The sequence below is a fragment of the Nocardia vinacea genome (genome assembly GCF_035920345.1).
GTDB lineage: Bacteria > Actinomycetota > Actinomycetes > Mycobacteriales > Mycobacteriaceae > Nocardia > Nocardia vinacea_A.
Genome location: NZ_CP109149.1, coordinates 9,467,742 through 9,485,265, shown reverse-complemented (window position 1 = coordinate 9,485,265; position 17,524 = coordinate 9,467,742). Strand labels below are relative to the sequence as shown.

Here is a 17,524-nt window from a genome sequence, read left to right as displayed (position 1 = left end):
CAGCCGGAGTATAGCCAAATATTTGCCGTAATTCGGGCAAGCGGCGATGCGGCCGGGTTTTCGGGGTCAGCCGGTGCCGAGAATAGAATTCATAATCGTGCCCGCACTGGTGGCAACGACACCGCCGATCATGGCTCCCGCAACCATCTTCGGCGATTGCATCGCACCGCCGCTCCATTTCTCCCAGGCGAACCGGCCGCCCGCATAGATGATGCTGATTATTCCGGACAACAGGGCAAACCAGGTCAGATAGCGCACCATCTGCAGCAGCTTGTCCGATAGCGGCGGAGCTTGCGGCGTCGGATTCTGGATCTGCGCCAACGTCGCGTAGGCATCGCCGATCGACATCAGATAGATGTTCATCGTCTACTCCTCGACTATCACGCCCTTTCCATGATCCGCACAACGAGTGGTCTCGCAAGCGCGCAGGCATCGTGACTGCAAGGTCGCCGAGAAACCGATACCATCGCTCGGAGAGCGCGTTAACCCCCTGTCCCGCTTCCAGAATGAGCTACACGAGATGATCCTGGCCACCGTTTACGACACTTGGGCGCAGATCGGCAATCCCACCCCCGAGGCCCCTCCGGTGTCCGACAAGATTCTTCAATTGGTCCGCTACTTCACCTGGTTCGTGCTGCTCGCCGGCATTTGCGCCATCATCTACGCAGGTGGTCGCTTCGCCTGGGAGAAGTGGAGCGGCGGCGGTATGGAATCCCCGAAGATGGTGGCCGGAGCCATGATCGGCGGTGTCATCGCCACCAGTGCGGGCACCATCATGAACGCCGTCATCGGCTGAGTCCGCGACATCAACTGCGGACCGGCACGATTCAGCGCAGGATGCCCGCTTGGCCTGCCGCGCGTAGCCAGTCCGGGAATTCGCCCAGCAAACGGGCATACAGCTGTGCGTCGTCCACCTGGTCTATGTCGTCGAGGGCGAAGAAGCCCGCGTTGTCCACGACCCGATCCGACATCTCGTCGAGGGTGCGCAGCAGGCCGTAGTTGGCTCTGCCGAGGCCGACGAACTGCCAAAAGGCCGGCAGTCGGGACGCTTCGCGCATGAGTGCCGCGATCTCGCGCTTCTTCGCGAAGCCGCCGTCGGTGAAGAACAGCACCAGAGTCGGCGCATCGCCGGGTCGTAGCGAGGCGATGATGTCGCGCATGATCGGCAGTTCGTCATTGCGGCCGCCGATCCTGGCGTAGTCGATGCCCTGGTGCGTGCCGGTGAGGTGCAGGAAGGTCTGGGCCCATGCCTCGCCGTGCTCGACGGTGATATCGGGCAGTTTCGCGAAGGACAGCGCGTAGAGGTAGGCCTCCAGGGTGCCGTCCTCGTCGAGCTGGGTCGCCACCGGGATCATCCGCTGCACAACGCGATGCACGACCTGTTTGCTGTATTGCCTGCTCATGCTGAGGGTTTTGTCGATGACCAGGATGACGCGGGCGCGAATGCCGAAGGCGTTCTTGTTGATCAGGACCTTGGCGACTTCACGTTTGCGCAGGTCGAGTTCGGCGCGCTTCTCGAAGGAGAGTGCGGCTTCGCCGGGGGCGGTGCGGACCTCCGGAGTGGTGGGAGGAGTGACCGGCGCGGGCTCGTCGTCAACGCTTACGCCATGATCGGTGACCAGCGCGGCGAATCCGCCCGCATAACCCTGCCCGACCGCGCGGACCTTCCATTCGGAATTACGCCGATACAATTCCAGTGCGATGACTACGGACTCGCTGTCGAGTCCATCGATTACATACTCGTAGAGCGCATTTCCAGATCCGTCGGCAACGATCGCAATCGGTGGCGTGAATTGCCCAAAAGTTGCCCCAGATTCGTCCAAAGTGATAATCACCCGTATTTGGGCAATATCGACGGGAACGTGGGCCGCGGAAACAGCCAGCGCAGCAGGCGTTCCCGCCCGCAACTCGACGCCAGGTGCCTGCGGCTGATTGAAGAAGACGAAATCGGCGTCGGTTCGAACGCGGCCCGCTTCGGTCACCAATAATGCCGAGACATCGGCTGCGGCGGTGGATCGCACCGAGACAACGACATTCGAAGTCGCAAGCGGACCGTTCTGTCCCTTGACGAGTGATATGCCCACCGCGACTCCTTGCCGTACCCGACCGAACCGTACAGACTAGGCGTCTCACAGACCCCTGAGCAGTGTCAATACATCCAATGCTGTTTCGACGGAATCGCTGAGCAGCCGGATCTCCGCCGCGGTCACGTTGTGCAGTCCGGGATCCTGTAGCGCCAGGCCATTGCCGTAGACCACCACGTTGTATCCGAGATCGGCGGCCCGCAGCAGCGGACCGGTCGCCACACCCGCACCGAGCAACAGGTCCAGACCCTCGCCGACGAAATAGAACCGCCACAGCGGACCGAGATCGCCGTTGTAGATCTCCTCGGTCCGATCGATGATCACCTGACCGGAGGCCGCGATCGCGTCGACGATCTTGAAGTAGTCGGGCGCGTTCTCCGGCTTACTCGCAACCGTCGCTACGGAATACGCGAGATCCACGCTCAAATGCGCGTTGTAGCCGGCCATGGCGACGCGGGCGGGCGATACCTCACACCGGCGAGCGAGCTCGAAATACCGCGCCCAATGCGGCTCGACCGGCGCGCCGGTGAAGGCCGCGTGCACATTGACCAGGAACCGCCGCAGCAATTCCAGGCTGATCGCATGCGCGTACTCCGGATTAACGAACGCGCCAGGATCACGCTGCAACGGCATAACCGCCGACTGCTCCACACCGTCGAGCCCGAGCGGAAACAGCCCGCGCCGATCCCGGTGCGCGACCAGGATTTCGGTGATCTCATGGTGGCGCGCTACCGCGGTGGCCAAGCGCTGCAACGGATCTCCGGTCAGTGTGCTGATATCGGAGAGCCGCGCGATGGTGTCCAGTTCGTCCGCCGACAGCGGCGCGCCGCAGAACGCCGGATCAACCGGCTCCGCGACGGCCACTGGCGTCAGCCCGACGGCCGTCGCGATTACCACGGTGATCAGACCGAGGACGGCCGTTCGCAAGGAAGCTCGCACCCGCCGAAGTCTAAAGTGCGATTCAGGTTTTCGCCGAACGTGCCACGTCAGCCCACGAATTCGCGGTCACCGTAGTGGACGATATCCGGATTCCAGGTGCCACCGATGCCGGTGACGAAGCGCTGGGTCAGAGCGTAGTCCGCGAGGTCGGCGACCAGGATGAGACTGCCGGATTCGGCCACGGACCCGCCGACCAGATGCTCGCGCGCCTCTCGATCGGCGACCAGCGCGTCACGGAACCGGCGCACATCGACGCCCGCGACTTCGACCGTGAAGGCGTCGACGTCCGGTGCCGAATTCGGCAGGTGCCGGAAGGTCAGCACCGATTCCTGATCGAATCGAGTCCGCACCTGATCGCCGATGCGATGCAAATCGGCGGCATCGACACAGGCGAGATGGAATTCGCGCGAACGCTCCCGACAACGCGTGACACGATCATCTGGATCCTCTCCATCCCGGACGAGCCCCGCAAAGATCACCACACCCTATCGCTTCGAGCGGGACCAGCCGAAGGTCAGAGCTACGGCGCGTTTCCAGTTGTCGTATTCGTCTTGGCGGTGGGTAGGGTCCATTTGGGGGATCCATTGTCCGGCCAGGCGCCAGTTGCTGCGCAGGCCCTCTAGGTCGGGCCAGTAGCCGACGGCCAGCCCGGCGGCGTAAGCGGCTCCGAGAGAGACGGTTTCGGCTACGAAGGGCCGCATGACGGGGATGTCGAGGACGTCGGCGACGATCTGCATGAGCAGGTTGTCGGAGGTCATACCGCCGTCGACGCGCAGGGTGCGGGCCTGGAGACCGGAGTCGGCGTTCATGGCGTCGACGACTTCGCGGGTCTGCCAGGCGGTCGCCTCCAGGACGGCGCGGGCGAGGTGGCCCTTATTGATGTATGAGGTCAGACCGATGACAAGACCCCTTGCGTCACTGCGCCAATGCGGTGCGTACAGGCCGGAGAAGGCAGGCACGATATAGCAGCCACCATTGTCTTCGACTGTGCGAGCGAGGGTTTCGATCTCGGGCGCACTCGACACCAGACCGATATTGTCGCGCACCCACTGCACCAGCGAGCCGGTGACCGCGATCGGCCCCTCCAGCGCGTACACCGGTTCGGGCTCGATCTGATAGCCGATGGTGGTGAGCAGACCGTGCGAGGACTGCACCAGCTCGCGCCCGGTATTCATCATCAGGAAACCGCCGGTGCCATAGGTGCATTTGGTTTCCCCACGGGCGAAACAGGTTTGGCCGAACAGTGCGGCGTGCTGGTCGCCGAGCGCAGCAGCGATCCGGATGCCGGGCACCACTCGGCTGGTCGTACCATAGGACGCGGTCGACGGCTGAATGCTCGGCAGCATCGCGCCGGGAATTCCGAAGAACTCCAACAGTTCTCGATCCCAGGCGAGCGAGGCGATATTCATCAACAGCGTGCGACTGGCATTGGTGACATCGGTGCGATGCACACCGCCGTCCGGTCCACCTGTGAGATTCCAGATGAGCCAGGTCTCCATGGTGCCGAACAGCGCTTCCCCGCGCTCGGCCCGATCCCGCAGTCCGGGAATGGTATCCAGCAGCCAGCGCAGCCGCGGCGCGGCGAAATAACCGGCCAGCGGCAGGCCGCACAGTTCGCGAATTCGTTCCGCACCAGGCCTGCTCTCGAATTCGCGCACCAGTTCATCGGTGCGCACGTCCTGCCAGACGACCGCCCGCCGGATCGGCACACCGGTATGGCGATCCCACACCACCGTGGTCTCGCGCTGGTTCGCGATGCCAAGGGCCACAACCTGTTCCGCCGCGATGCCGGAATCCCGCAGCGCCTGCGGCACGATCCGCTCGACATTGCGCCAGATCTCCAGCGCATCCTGCTCGACCCAGCCGGGCCGCGGATAGTGCTGCTGATGTTCACGCTGTGCGACCCCGACCAGGCGTGCGCGCTGATCGAACAGGATGCACCTGGTGGAGGTGGTGCCCTGATCGATCGCCAGCACATAGCGTTGCGCCATCGGCTACTTCCTGTCGGACGAGAGTTGGTGCCACATGATGTACGAAACTCATTGTCCGGCACCGAGATCCCGCGATACCGCATGCGCGGCGTCGCGGACGTGCCCGACCAGCGTCGGCCGGTGCCGCAGTTGCGGATCGCAGAGCCGGTCGACCGGACCGCTGATCCCGATCGCACCGACCACGAGTCCACCGTGTGTCCGGATCGGCGCCGCTATGCCGGCCACCCCGGATCGGAATTCCTCGGTCTCCCCGGCCCATCCGGCCTGCCGGACCGCGGCAAGCGCCCGGGTGAGCGCCGCCCGGTCGACAATGGTGCGCCGGGTGAGCGGCGCCAATTCACCACCGCGAACAGAGACGGCCAGCTCGGCGTCATGGGCGAGCAGCACCTTGCCGAGCGCGGTCGCGTGCGCCGGTAGCAGTTCGCCGACTTCGAGCGCCTGTTCGGTGTTGTCCGGCCGGAAGACGTGGTGTACGACCACCACGCATTCGTCCGCCGCGGCACCGATTCGCACCGACTCCCCGGTCCGCGCGGCCAGGGCATCGGCCCAGTTGATCGCCCGCGAGCGCAGTTCGTTGTTGTCGAGATAACTTGTCCCGAGATGCAGTACGGCCGCGCCGAGCTGGTACTTGCCACTGGCCTGATCCTGTTCGACGAATCCCACGCCCTGCAATGTGCGCAGGATGCCGTGCGCGGTCGGCTTGGCCAGCCCGAGCGCACCCGCGATTTCGCCGACCCCGAGGCGGCCGGAACCCCGAGCGAGCAGCTGCAGGACGGCGGCCGCTCGTTCGATCGATTGGATCGGACCGGGCATACGCCGAAACCTATCCCGCCGATTCGACAATGTCGAACACGCACCGATGGCCCAGCAACACCCACGCAACGCCATGTGACCTGCACCATCGCGACCTCCACGGTCACTGGACCGTAGTGAGGCCGCATGGCGATGGCCATCACAACCGTTCGGCATTGTCGAACGCACGCTATGTCCGTTTCGGCAATCCGGTCGTAACGTCGGCCCCAACGGCCGCAACCGCGGCCCTCTTGGCAGACGGAGGCTCAACGGTGAACTTCGGCTCGTACGTCGGTGCCATCGATCAGGGCACCACGAGCACCCGCTTCATGGTGTTCGACCACGGCGGCAACGAGATCGCCCGGCACCAGCTCGAGCACGAGCAGATCCTGCCGCGCGCGGGGTGGGTGGAGCACAACCCGACCGAGATCTGGGAGCGCACCCGTTCGGTCATCGTGTCCACCCTGAACAAGGCGAATCTCGTCGCGAGCGATCTGGCCGCGGTCGGTGTGACCAATCAGCGCGAAACCACCGTGGTGTGGAATCGCCGGACCGGGCGGCCGTATTGCAATGCCATCGTCTGGCAGGACACCCGCACCGACAAGATCGCGGCCGAGTTGGAGCGCGCCGGCCACGGCGAAATCATCCGCCGCAAAGCGGGTTTGCCGCCCGCCACCTACTTCTCCGGCGGCAAGCTGCGCTGGATCCTGGACAATGTGCCCGGCATCGCCGCCGATGCGGACCGGGGCGAGGCCGTCTTCGGCACCACCGACACCTGGCTACTGTGGAATCTCACCGGCGGCATCGACGGCGGCGTGCACGTCACCGATCCGACCAATGCCAGCCGCACCATGCTGATGGATCTGGAGACCTGCGACTGGGACGACGAACTGTTGTCCCTCTTCGGAATTCCGCGCGCCATGCTGCCCACCATCGCGCCCTCGTCGAATCCGGAACTGTTCGGCAAGACCCGCACCGACGGACCGTTCGGCGGCGAGGTGCCGCTGGCCGGTGTGCTCGGCGATCAGCAGGCGGCCACCGTCGGTCAGGTGTGCTTCCGCCCCGGCGAGGCCAAGAACACCTACGGCACCGGAAACTTCCTGTTGCTCAATACCGGAACCGAACTCGTGCGCTCCCAGCACGGACTGCTCACCACCGTCGCCTACCAGTTCGGCGACGAGAAGCCGGTGTACGCGCTGGAGGGTTCGATCGCGGTCACCGGCTCGGCCGTGCAGTGGTTGCGCGATCAGCTCGGCATCATTTCCGGTGCGGCACAAAGCGAATCGCTGGCCAGGCAGGCCGAGGACAACGGCGGGGTGTACTTCGTGCCCGCATTCTCCGGCCTGTTCGCACCGTATTGGCGATCGGACGCGCGCGGGGTGATCGTCGGGCTGTCGCGCTACAGCACCAATGCCCATCTCGCACGGGCCACGCTGGAGTCGATCTGCTATCAGACTCGTGATGTCGTCGAGGCCATGGAAGCCGATTCCGGTGTGCGCCTGGACACCTTGCGCGTGGACGGTGGCGTCACGGCCAACGAACTGTGCATGCAGTTGCAGGCCGACTTCCTCGATGTGCCGGTCTCGCGGCCGGTGGTTGCGGAGACCACCGCACTCGGCGCGGCCTATGCGGCCGGGTTGGCAGTCGGATTCTGGAGCGACACCGACGAACTCGTACAGAACTGGCACGAGGACAAGCGCTGGACACCCACCTGGACCGCAGAGCAGCGCGAACGCGGTTACGCCCGTTGGAAAAAGGCGGTCTCGCACACGCTCGACTGGATCGACATCGACGATGACCAACCCATCTCGAAGACGCAGTAGCACCGAAACAAGGAGACATACCGTGTCCGCACGTTTGGACTCGAACTACCGCGCCGATGCATTGAACACATTGGGCGACAATGAAATCGACGTACTGGTTATCGGCGGCGGCGTGGTCGGGGCCGGGGCCGCCCTCGATGCCGCTGCCCGCGGCCTGACCGTAACCCTGGTCGAGGCAAGGGATTTCGCGGCCGGCACCTCGAGCCGGTCCAGCAAGCTCATCCATGGGGGCCTGCGCTATCTGGAGCAGCTCGACTTCTGGCTGGTGCGCGAGGCTTTGAAGGAGCGCGGCCTGCTGCTGCACCGGCTCGCCCCGCATCTGGTGCGCCCGGTGTCGTTCCTGCTGCCGCTGCAGCACCGGGTCTGGGAGCGCGCCTACATCGGCGCGGGCGTCGCGCTGTACGACACCATCGGCGGAGCCAGGGCGCTGCCCATGCACCGACACCTGTCGCACACGCGCGCAATGGAATTGGCGCCCGCACTGCGCGATGACGCGATGATCGGCGCGATCCGCTACTTCGATGCACAGGTCGACGACGCGCGCCACACCATGACCATCGCCCGCACCGCCGCCCAGCACGGCGCGACGGTACTCACCCGCACCAAGGTCACCGGACTGTTGCGCGACGGCGAGCGGGTGATCGGCGCGCATGTCACCGATGTGGAGACCGGTCGCGAATACACCGTGCGCGCCCGCCGGGTGATCAGCGCGACCGGCATCTGGACCGACGAGATGAACAAGATGACCGGCGTGGAATTCCCCTTCCACGTGCGCATGTCGAAGGGCGTGCACATCCTGGTACCGCGCGAGCGGCTCGATCTGGATACCGGTCTGATCATGCGGACCGAGAAGAGTGTGCTGTTCGTGATCCCGTGGGCCCGGCACTGGATCATCGGCACCACCGATACCGATTGGGCGCTGGACAAGAACCATCCGGTGGCCAGCGATGCCGATGTGCAGTACATCCTCGATCATATGAATGCGGTGCTGCGAGAGCCGTTGACCCGCAACGATATTGTCGGCACCTACGCGGGTCTGCGCCCACTGTTGTCAGGCGCGTCCGCGGATACCGCGACGCTCTCGCGGGAACACGCTGTCGCGGAACCGGTTCCGGGTCTGTTCGTGATCGCCGGCGGTAAGTACACCACCTACCGCGTGATGGCCGCCGATGTGGTGGACGCGGCCGTCAAGGGGCTCGGTCGCGCGGCCGCGCCCTCGGTGACCGAATATCTGCCGCTGCTCGGTGCCGTCGGCTACCAGGAGCTGACGGCCGATGTGAACAGCGTCGCGCAGCGGGCCGGTCTGCCCGTCACGACCGTCGAGCACCTGCTCGGTCGCTATGGTTCGGGCGTATCCGAACTGTTCGATCTGATCGCGGCCGAACCGGAGTTGGCTGAGCCGCTGCCCGGTGCTGGTGAGTACCTCGGTGCCGAGGTCGTCTACGCGGTGACCCATGAGGGCGCACTGCATCTCGACGATGTCCTCACCCGCCGCACCCGCATCTCGATCGAGACCGCCGACCGCGGCCTGACCACCGCACCCGCGGTGGCCTTCCTCATGGGCGCGCGACTCGGCTGGGATGCGGCCACCACGGATCGTGAGGTCACCCGATACCGCGAGCGGGTGGAGGCGGAGTTGGCCGCGAACAAGGCCAGCGACGACGAATCGGCCAACGCCGCGCGGTTGGTCGCTGTCGCCTGAGTCCAGCGGCGCGCGGTACAGATTCGTACCGCGCGCCGTCAGATGTCCGAGCCGCCGTAGCCCTCGGGCGTCGATTCGTCGGTCTCCAACTGCTCCTCCTGCGGATGTTCGTCGGCATGCGTGGGTTTGCTGTGCTCGTCCGCGAAGTCACCCTCGGCGTTCTCGGTTGTCCGCGGATCGATCTTTCGTCCGGTCATGCTCGCGGTATACCCAGGCATCGGCTCTGAAAATTGCCACATCGCGTTTTCATCCGAAAGGTCGACTGTTCCGAATGTAGGTAAGTAAACATCGACGTTCGGAATGAGGTTATTCATGGGCACACAGAAGCCCGCAGCTCAGATTCGACCCATATGTCGACGTACCGCAGCACTCGCCTTCGCCAGTGTGGTTCCGCTGTCCGTCATCCTCATCAGCACCGCACCCGCGACCGCTGATCCACAACCACTCGGTATTCCGACGCCATACGGATTCGTTGCCGAGCCATCGGCTCCGATCGCCGACAACACCGTCTTCGCACCCTCACCACTGTGGAGCGCCACCGCATTCGTGGCCGATCCGGACCCCGCAGCGCCTGCGCCCACCGATAACGCGGCGCAGCCGGATCAGGGCGCACAGGCATCCACCAACCGCGTCAGCGTCGGCAATATCCAGATCGATCGCCCGGACTGGCTGTCGCCCGAACAGGCCACTCAGATCAACGACGCGTCCGCAGGTACCGAAACCGCACTGTCCCAAGGCCTGCAGTCGGTGGGTGTCGAACGCGCTCGTTCCGACCATATCGCCGATGCGGTGATCGGTGACGCCATCGTCGGCGCAGCGGTGGGCGCCACCGTGTCGACTCCGCTCGCCGCCACCAGTGCGGTCGTCGGCGCGGTCTCGGGTCTCGTCGCCGGACTCGTCTTCGCCCCAGCGGGACTCGTGGTCGTCCCCGTCATCGGTGCGGCCATCGGCTACGCGGTAATCGCCACACCGTTCGCGGCGGCCGGCGCGGCCGTCGGTGCGGCGGTCGGCGCGATCGACGGCGCCGTCTCCCCGATCCCGGCCCAGGAACAACCCACAACCTCATAACGCACGTTGCGGGGTGCCGCTGTGCGGCACCCCTACAACGATCTAGTCCAGGAAAACCGGCAGCGTGCGGTGTCCGTTCGAAATGAAACTGCCGACCGGCGCCAATTCCGCCGGATCCACGGCCAAGCGCATATTCGGGAAGCGCTCGAAGATGGCCGGGAGAGCGATCGTCGCCTCCAGCCGAGCGAGCGGGGCGCCGATGCAGTGGTGCGCACCGTGCCCGAAGGACAGGTGTTCCTTGTTGACCCGGTGCAGGTCGAACGTCCCGGCGGTGGCACCGTGCAGGTTCGGATCGCGGCCCGCGGCGGCATAGGACGCCAGAATCGCCTCGCCCTTGGGAATTCGGATCTCCCCGAGCTCGATATCCTCGACCGCGTAGCGCAGCGGCAGGTGCGCGACCGGCGCCTCGTAGCGCAGCGTCTCCTCCACCAGATCCGACCACGGCACCCGGCCCTCGACCAGATCGGCGCGCTGCCCGGGATGGGTGAGCAGGATGAAGATCGCCTGATCGAGCAAATTCACCGTGGTTTCGTGACCGGCATTGATGACCAGCATCAGCGTATCGACGAGTTCCTTCTCGCTCAGCTGCGAGCCGTCGTCCTCGTCACGGGTGGCGATGAGGACACTGGTGACATCGTCGCCAGGCGTCTCGCGCCGGTAGGTCACGAGTTCGCTGACGAGGCGGTACATCTCGAGGTAGTTGGCCTGCGCTTCCTCTGGGCCGAATGAGGTATCGAAGAAACCGTCGACGCATTTGCGCAGACCGGGACCGAGATGTTCGGGCACACCCATCATTTCGGTGATGATCTCGATCGGCACCGGATAGGCGTAACCCTCCCGCAGATCGGCCACCTCGCCCTTCGGGGTGGCCGCGAGCGCGTTCAGCAGCCCCTCGGTGATCGCCTCGATCCGCGGACGCAGCGCCGTGGTGCGACGGTGCGTAAACGCGGGCGAGACCAGCTTGCGCAGGCGGCGATGATCCGTGCCGTACGCGGTGAACATATTGTCGACCGCGATCCACGGAAGCAGCGGCCACTCCTCTGTGATCTCGCCATTGATGAACGAAGACCAGTGCTGCCGTGCGTCTTTCGACACTCGCGGATCGGCGAGCAAACTCTTGAGCACAGCGGCATCGGTCACCGACCACGCGGGCACGCCGCCGGGCAGGGCGACCAGCGCGACCGGCCCGCGCTCCCGGATCCGCTCGTTCTCGCCTTGGATATCGGCGCCGGTCAGATCCAGGACCAGCGGTTCATGCTCCATCGTTATCTCCTTAAATGACATCTGAGAACTTGGTGGCTGGTCGGCGTGCGTCACGTGCGATGTGACGGCGCCGGTACGACTGAGGTTTCCATACCAAGTCGTCACCACCGAGAGTCCCTGTGCCAGTGTCGCTTACGTGCTCTTGTTCGTCTTGTCCGACCCCGGAACGCCGCCCGTCCGCCTGATCGAGGTGCGCGTTCCACCCGCCCTCGTTGTTGACCGAGCCGGAGTGAGCACTGCTGGAAACACAGATCGTCACCGTTACATAGGTGGCCGATTGTTGTCGGTGGCCAGTGCGATGCTGTTGCGGTGACACGGTTCACGAGCTTCCGATTCTGTCTCGACCCGACCGTCGAGCAGCAAGCGATGCTTTCCCGCCATGCCGGTGCGACACGGTTCGCGTTCAACCAGTGCCTGGCAATGACGAAGGCGGCATTGAGTGAGCGTCGTCGCGACGCGGATGTGCGCGTGCCGTGGACTGGGTTCGACCACATCAACGGGTTTAACGCGTGGAAGAAGACCGAGCACGCCGGACGGATGTTCACTGTGGACTCGACCGGTGAGGTGTCATTGACCGAGGTCGGGCTCGGGTGGCGAAATCAGTTGTGCCAGCAAGTGTTCGAGGAAGCCGCTGTCGACCTCGCACGAGGGCTGTCGGCGTGGCGGGATTCCCGAACCGGCAAGCGCGCCGGACGCCGTGTGAGGTTCCCGAAGTTCAAATCTAAATCCTCGACGATTCCGTCGTTCCGGATGCGAAACAAGCGCTCCCCGCGTGAGTGGACCTCGATTCGGGTTGGTGATGATCATCCGCGGTCGGTGACTTTGCCGGTCATCGGCGCGGTGCGGGTGCGGGAGGACACCCGCCGGTTGCGGCGGATGATCGCGGCGGGGCGGGCGAAGATCCTGTCGGTGACGGTGTCGTATCGCGCGGGCCGCTGGATGATCAGCCTCACCACCGAAGCCACCGACCTACATCCCGCCCACCGGCATCCGGTGCGCGACGGCGATGACCACGGCGGCTGGGTGGGGGTGGATCGGGGATTGTCGGTGTTCCTGGTCGCCGCCACCAGCGACGGCGTCGAGGTCGACCGGATCACCGACCGACCGAAACAACTGGTGAGCGGGATGCGCACGCAACGGCGTCTCGCGCGGTCGTTCACCCGCAAACAGAAGGGAAGCCGTAACCGCCGCAAGGCCGCAGCCCGGTTGGCGCGGCATCATCACCGGATCCGTAATGTTCGCGCGCATTTTCTGCATCAGGTGTCGAACCGGCTGGTCAAGACCCACGACCGGCTGGTCATCGAGGACCTCAACATCGCGGGCATGCTCCGCAACCGCCGCCTGGCGCGCGCGATCGGCGACGCTGGATGGGGCGAGTTCGCTCGCCAGATCCGCTACAAACAGGACTGGCGCGGCGGCGAAGTGGCCACCGTCGAGCGGTGGTTCCCGTCGAGCCGCCTCTGTTCACGCTGTGGAGTCCGCAACGCCGGGTTGACACTGGCCGACCGCGTCTTCACCTGCGGTTGCGGGACACGACTCGATCGCGACCTCAACGCCGCGGTCAATCTCGCTACTCGGGGCGAGCAACTTGATCTGTGCCCGAGTCCGGGAGCCCGAAGCACGAGCCCCGGATAACAACGCCCGCTGACGGGACGGCTCTGACACACCCCCACCCAGGGCGTGTGAAACCAGCCCGGATGACGCGGGAACCGGCTCCCACCCCAAACGGGGTGGGCACACCGGACGTCCGAGAAGGACGGCGTTACAAGCTCCTCCGGGAGTTCAAGACGCGTTGTTAGAAGACGGGCAGTGGAGGGGACTTGGGGAAGACGACCGGGAGTGCCGCCAGTGCCCGGTGGAACGGTCCGGGCCGCCAAGCCAAATCTTCCGCGGGCACGGCCAGTTCCATCTCGGGCAGTGCGTCGAGCAGCTGATCGATGGCGTCCTGAACGACCAGGTAGGCAACGGATTTCGCGGGGCAGGCGTGCGGCCCGGCGCCCCACGCCAGATGCGAGCGGTTGCCGGTGCGGTCGCCGCCGCGGATCGCCGGATCGTTATTGCAGCCCGAAAAGCTGACCACGACCGGCTGATGGGCGGGCAGCCAGGTGTTGTCGATGAGGATCGGCTGGCGCGGGTAGGTGATGCTGAAGTTGGCCATCGGCGGGTCGTTGAACAACACCTCGTCGAGTGCGTCGCGGGTCGAGAGGCTACCGCCGAGCATCTCACCGCCGAACCGGTCGTCGGTGAGCATCAGCAGCAGGGTGTTCGTGATCAGATTCTGCATCGGTTCGATGCCCGCACCGTAGAAACTGATCAGCTGGCATAGCATTTCGGTATCGTCGAGCTTGGACGGGTGGTGGGCCATTCGCGAGGTGACGTCGTCACCGGGCTCGGCCCGGCGCAGCTGCACCAGCTCCAGCAGCGCCTCGCTGAGCATCGCCATACCAGCGGCCGCCTCGACGGTGTCGAAGAGCATCGCCATACCGGTCGCGACCCGCTGCCCCACTTCGGTTGGGCAGCCGACCATCTGGTTGATGACCTCGAAGACGACCGGCAGCGCGTACTGGGTGACCAGGTCGACCTCGCCTGCCTCGCAGAAGCTGTTGATCACCGGGATGGCGATCTTCTCGACCGTCGAATGCAGTTCGTGCAGATCGATTCCGTCGATGCTGCCGGAATACGCCTGCCGGTAGCGGGCATGTGCCGCCCCGGTATTGCGTAGTGCGTTCGGGTACCACATCATCATCGGCTTGACGACTGAGTCGTCGGGAATCGTCTGTTCCCAATGCCGCGGATCCGCCGGAAAGTGTTCCGGATCATTCAGGATTCGCACCGCGGTCTGATACCCGACCACCAGGGTGGCGGGCACACCCGGCGCCAACTCCATCGGCACCAGCGACCCGTACTGGCTGCGCGCCTCCCGATAGGCCCGATGCGGATCGGCGGCGAACTCGGGAGTATGCAACAGCACTCGGGGTTCGCCGGGATCGAGGGGCGAGCCGTGCAGGGCGGGGCAGACTCCGGTCGCGGTGGCGCGGGTTGACGGTGGCGTAGTCAAAGGCGTGACTCCAGACGTTGGATCAGCAAGGAGGCCGGGATCAATGGAAGCACCGCGGCGATAACACAGCCTGCGGCCACAGCACTCAGTTCAGCCCTCCTCGCGACGCCGACCGTATGTGACCCCGGCCATGAGGTCCGCGTCGAGAACTCGAACCCTGGCGAGGCAACCACAGTCGACTGCGGTCACCCCACAGTCCCTGCAGGACAGGCGATTTCGACGCACAATCACCGGACGCCCTACCAGCCGCCCAGAACTCGACGACCCGCCCACGTTATCAGTATCCGGAAGAACTCTCTCCAGATCCGTCCGCAACGCCTGCACGCCCACTGCGAACCCTTTGCTACCGGCAAATATGTTGAGCTGCTATTGATCACGCCACTCATCGAGGCTCGACGAGCAGTTGTTCCATGTCCGCTCCGCGCCCACACTCTCTGCGGCAGTTGCGCACGACCTGTACGGCTGTGCAGCTGCGATAAATTGGTGTGCATCCGAAACAAGCTGCTCGACGGCGCAGTCCGGGCGCGCTGCTCAGTTGGCGCTGGGAAGTTCGGCTTCGCCTGCGGGCTGGCGGACTGCGGTTTCGATGAGTTCGGTGAGTCGGGGTACGGGGACGGGGATGCCGGGGGTTCGGTGGGTCCACTGGAGGAAGGTGTCGACGTCCATGGCTGGGATTTCGCCCAGGTAGGGGCGGATGTATGCCGGAGTGTTCGGTTCGGTGCGCCAACTGGCGGAGAGGGGGCCGATGTCTATTGCGTCGTAGCCGAGGAGGTCGAGTAGGCGGGTGGCCTCGGCTTTGGCTGCCGTGTTGTCGCCTCCGATGGGGAGGGCGCTCCGGTCCGCGGCATCAGTGGGGCGGGCGAGGGAGAGGAGCTGGTGTGGGGTGATGTTGTTGAATGCCTTGACCACGTGGGAATCCGCGAGGTGGCGCTGGATCAGAGCGCTGGAAGTCAGTGCGCCTGTGTCCAGTTCGGTCAGGTGACCGTCTCGTTCCGGGTAATAGTTCGCCGTGTCCAGGACCGTCTTTCCGGCCAGCGCCGCCGCGGGGAGCTTTTGATACGCCTGCAGCGGTATCGCTGCCACCACCAGGTCTGCGGCGCGCGCCGCTTCCGCTGGAGGCGCCGCTCGGGCCTGCCCGCCCAGTTCCGCGACGAGATCAGCGAGGGTCTCAGGGCCTCGCGAATTACTGAGGACGACATCGAGGCCTGCCGAGATGGCCAGGCGGGCAATGGAAGTACCGATCATTCCGCTGCCGATCAGTCCGAGTGTTCCGTGCACGGCTTTCTCCGTTCGTTGGCGTGGGTGCCGCCTGACAGCGTGGAGCCGCCGCGGCCGCGCGACCAGACCCGTGTGCTGCGTACTCACGGCGTGATCACCCAATTCGCCACGGCGCAAAGGCATGAAGGCCGGGCGTAGGGTTGTCGAGTGGACGACCGGGCCGAGCTGAGCGGGTTCCTCAAATCGCGCCGAGCTCGGCTGCGCCCGCAGGACGTCGGGCTGCGCGACCACGGCGGAGTGCGCCGAGTCGCCGGCCTGCGGCGGGAGGAGTTGGCCCGGGTGGCCGGGGTGAGCATCGCCCATTACACGCGCCTGGAGCAGGGCAAGAGTGACAGCGTGTCGGACGAGGTCCTACAAGCGATCAGCGCGGCGCTGCGCCTGGACACGGACGAATCGGCATATCTGCACCGGATCGCGCGGCGTCCGCAACCGTGCGCACAGGAGACACCGTCGGCGGATATGCCTGTGGGCCTGCGTTATCTGCTGGATTCGTTCGTGATGACGCCGGCACTGGTAGTCGGTCGCCACACCCAGATCATCGGGTGGAACCAGCTGGCGGTGGCGGTGTTCGGTGACTTCCCCGCACTCCCCCACGACCGCCGCACCCTCTCACACCTCCTGTTCATCGAGCCTCACCTGCGCGAACTACTCGGACCGGGTTGGGATCAGGCGGCACTCGCGCACGTGGCGCATCTGCGTGTTCTGCTCGGACGCTATCGCGGACACACCGAACTCACGGCGCACATCGAGAACATGCAAGAGCTGAGCCCGGACTTCGCACGAAGGTGGGCCGAGCACCCGGTCGCACAGGTCCGCAACCGGACGTACGCGTTGCACCACCCGGTCGTGGGCGAGCTGGCGCTGCACGGCGAACTCATCGCACTCCCCGAGGCTCCGTCGTGCTGCGGCCTCGATCTGTTCGCCGCCGAGCCGGGTTCGGCATCCGAACAGGCGTTACGGGAACTCGGCAATCCGTAGCCCGGCTCGGTAGTTTCGTCGCGCATGAGATCGCGGCCCGGCTGCGCCTGACCAGCGAGCAGGTGCAGCTGGTTTTGCTCGACAGCACCCCGGCGGTGCAACCGTTCGCGCCGCCCGACGCGCACACCTGGGGGAGGTGCACCAGAGTTCGATCCGTATTCGGCCTGCACGTCGATTCGACCGCGCTCGGCGCCCACGAGGCCGCCACCACGCTCGCGGCAGTCTGGCGGGCACGCTCGGCGTCATCGGCGCCGACCTGGAACGTTGACCGACTAGCGCCTGTCTCGAAGTCACTCTCCGAGGCCACCATCCGGCGGCGAGCCGAGTCGAAAGGCGGTTCCGGACAGTGTGCAGTACCACCATTCGACTCGGCTCGATGGACGCCCCACCACTTCGAGACAAGACCTAGGCGTCCAACGCGGTCGAGGCTTGAACGGGCATGCGTATTCGAACGCTTCAACGGCCACCGACACGTGATCACCTCGGTAACCCCGAACACCCGAATCGCGCGGCGCTGCGAGCCTGCCCCGGAACTGAACGCTGGCCGA

16 protein-coding genes are annotated in these 17,524 nt (G+C 65.3%); 6 read left to right on the top strand and 10 right to left on the bottom strand.

Annotated elements, in window-relative coordinates; genetic code table 11:
- Positions 1 to 66: 66 nt before the first annotated feature.
- A complete protein-coding gene (locus OIE68_RS43015; protein WP_062992381.1) occupies positions 67 to 363 on the bottom strand; it encodes a hypothetical protein in 297 nt (98 codons plus the stop codon).
- A 157-nt stretch (positions 364 to 520) separates the two neighbouring features.
- Between OIE68_RS43015 and OIE68_RS43010 the strand changes: the two genes are divergently transcribed.
- Positions 521 to 796 carry a hypothetical protein gene (locus tag OIE68_RS43010; RefSeq protein WP_327096621.1) on the top strand — a complete coding sequence of 92 codons (276 nt, stop codon included), beginning with the start codon at positions 521 to 523 and terminating at the stop codon, positions 794 to 796.
- A gap of 31 nt (positions 797 to 827) precedes the next feature.
- On the opposite strand, the gene OIE68_RS43005 is transcribed toward OIE68_RS43010, so the two are convergent.
- The 5 genes from OIE68_RS43005 to OIE68_RS42985 form a co-directional block, all read right to left on the bottom strand.
- Positions 828 to 2,084: a vWA domain-containing protein gene (locus OIE68_RS43005; protein ID WP_327096620.1), complete on the bottom strand. Its 1,257-nt coding sequence runs from the start codon at positions 2,082 to 2,084 to the stop codon at positions 828 to 830.
- Between the two features lie 45 nt (positions 2,085 to 2,129).
- Positions 2,130 to 3,023 (bottom strand): DUF5995 family protein, encoded by an 894-nt coding sequence (locus OIE68_RS43000; protein WP_327096619.1) that lies wholly within the window; start codon positions 3,021 to 3,023, stop codon positions 2,130 to 2,132.
- Positions 3,024 to 3,070: 47 nt separating this feature from the next.
- Positions 3,071 to 3,373, bottom strand: a complete 303-nt coding sequence (locus tag OIE68_RS42995; RefSeq protein ID WP_327096618.1) for a hypothetical protein — start codon at positions 3,371 to 3,373, stop codon at positions 3,071 to 3,073.
- Between the two features lie 135 nt (positions 3,374 to 3,508).
- Positions 3,509 to 5,014 carry a glycerol kinase GlpK gene (glpK, locus tag OIE68_RS42990; protein ID WP_327096617.1) on the bottom strand — a complete coding sequence of 502 codons (1,506 nt, stop codon included), beginning with the start codon at positions 5,012 to 5,014 and terminating at the stop codon, positions 3,509 to 3,511.
- Positions 5,015 to 5,062: 48 nt separating this feature from the next.
- The gene (locus OIE68_RS42985; RefSeq protein WP_327096616.1) at positions 5,063 to 5,827 is read right to left on the bottom strand and encodes an IclR family transcriptional regulator; all 765 of its coding nucleotides are present in this window, start codon (positions 5,825 to 5,827) and stop codon (positions 5,063 to 5,065) included.
- Between the two features lie 308 nt (positions 5,828 to 6,135).
- On the opposite strand from OIE68_RS42985, the gene glpK (OIE68_RS42980) reads away from it, so the two are divergent.
- Together glpK (OIE68_RS42980) and glpD are read left to right on the top strand one after the other, a co-directional pair.
- A complete protein-coding gene (glpK, locus tag OIE68_RS42980) occupies positions 6,136 to 7,629 on the top strand; it encodes a glycerol kinase GlpK (RefSeq protein WP_327102014.1) in 1,494 nt (497 codons plus the stop codon).
- A gap of 22 nt (positions 7,630 to 7,651) precedes the next feature.
- Positions 7,652 to 9,331 (top strand): glycerol-3-phosphate dehydrogenase, encoded by a 1,680-nt coding sequence (glpD, locus tag OIE68_RS42975; RefSeq protein ID WP_327096615.1) that lies wholly within the window; start codon positions 7,652 to 7,654, stop codon positions 9,329 to 9,331.
- Between the two features lie 38 nt (positions 9,332 to 9,369).
- Here glpD and OIE68_RS42970 read toward each other — a convergent pair whose 3' ends face one another.
- Complete coding sequence (locus OIE68_RS42970) at positions 9,370 to 9,528, bottom strand: hypothetical protein (protein WP_327096614.1); 159 nt, start codon at positions 9,526 to 9,528, stop codon at positions 9,370 to 9,372.
- A gap of 115 nt (positions 9,529 to 9,643) precedes the next feature.
- On the opposite strand from OIE68_RS42970, the gene OIE68_RS42965 reads away from it, so the two are divergent.
- On the top strand, positions 9,644 to 10,399 hold the full coding sequence (locus OIE68_RS42965) for a hypothetical protein (RefSeq protein ID WP_327096613.1): 756 nt from the start codon (positions 9,644 to 9,646) through the stop codon (positions 10,397 to 10,399).
- Positions 10,400 to 10,441: 42 nt separating this feature from the next.
- On the opposite strand, the gene OIE68_RS42960 is transcribed toward OIE68_RS42965, so the two are convergent.
- Positions 10,442 to 11,662, bottom strand: coding sequence for a cytochrome P450 (locus OIE68_RS42960; RefSeq protein ID WP_327096612.1), 1,221 nt, complete (start codon positions 11,660 to 11,662; stop codon positions 10,442 to 10,444).
- Positions 11,663 to 11,971: 309 nt separating this feature from the next.
- Between OIE68_RS42960 and OIE68_RS42955 the strand changes: the two genes are divergently transcribed.
- Entirely contained in the window at positions 11,972 to 13,297 is a 1,326-nt protein-coding gene (locus tag OIE68_RS42955) for a transposase (RefSeq protein ID WP_327096611.1), read from the top strand.
- A gap of 160 nt (positions 13,298 to 13,457) precedes the next feature.
- Here OIE68_RS42955 and OIE68_RS42950 read toward each other — a convergent pair whose 3' ends face one another.
- Together OIE68_RS42950 and OIE68_RS42945 are read right to left on the bottom strand one after the other, a co-directional pair.
- On the bottom strand, positions 13,458 to 14,720 hold the full coding sequence (locus tag OIE68_RS42950) for a cytochrome P450 (protein ID WP_327096610.1): 1,263 nt from the start codon (positions 14,718 to 14,720) through the stop codon (positions 13,458 to 13,460).
- A 531-nt stretch (positions 14,721 to 15,251) separates the two neighbouring features.
- On the bottom strand, positions 15,252 to 15,998 hold the full coding sequence (locus OIE68_RS42945; RefSeq protein ID WP_327096609.1) for an NADPH-dependent F420 reductase: 747 nt from the start codon (positions 15,996 to 15,998) through the stop codon (positions 15,252 to 15,254).
- 147 nt (positions 15,999 to 16,145) lie between these two features.
- Here OIE68_RS42945 and OIE68_RS42940 point away from each other — a divergent pair, with 147 nt between their 5' ends.
- Positions 16,146 to 16,976 (top strand): helix-turn-helix transcriptional regulator, encoded by an 831-nt coding sequence (locus OIE68_RS42940; RefSeq protein ID WP_327096608.1) that lies wholly within the window; start codon positions 16,146 to 16,148, stop codon positions 16,974 to 16,976.
- Positions 16,977 to 17,524: the final 548 nt, after the last annotated feature.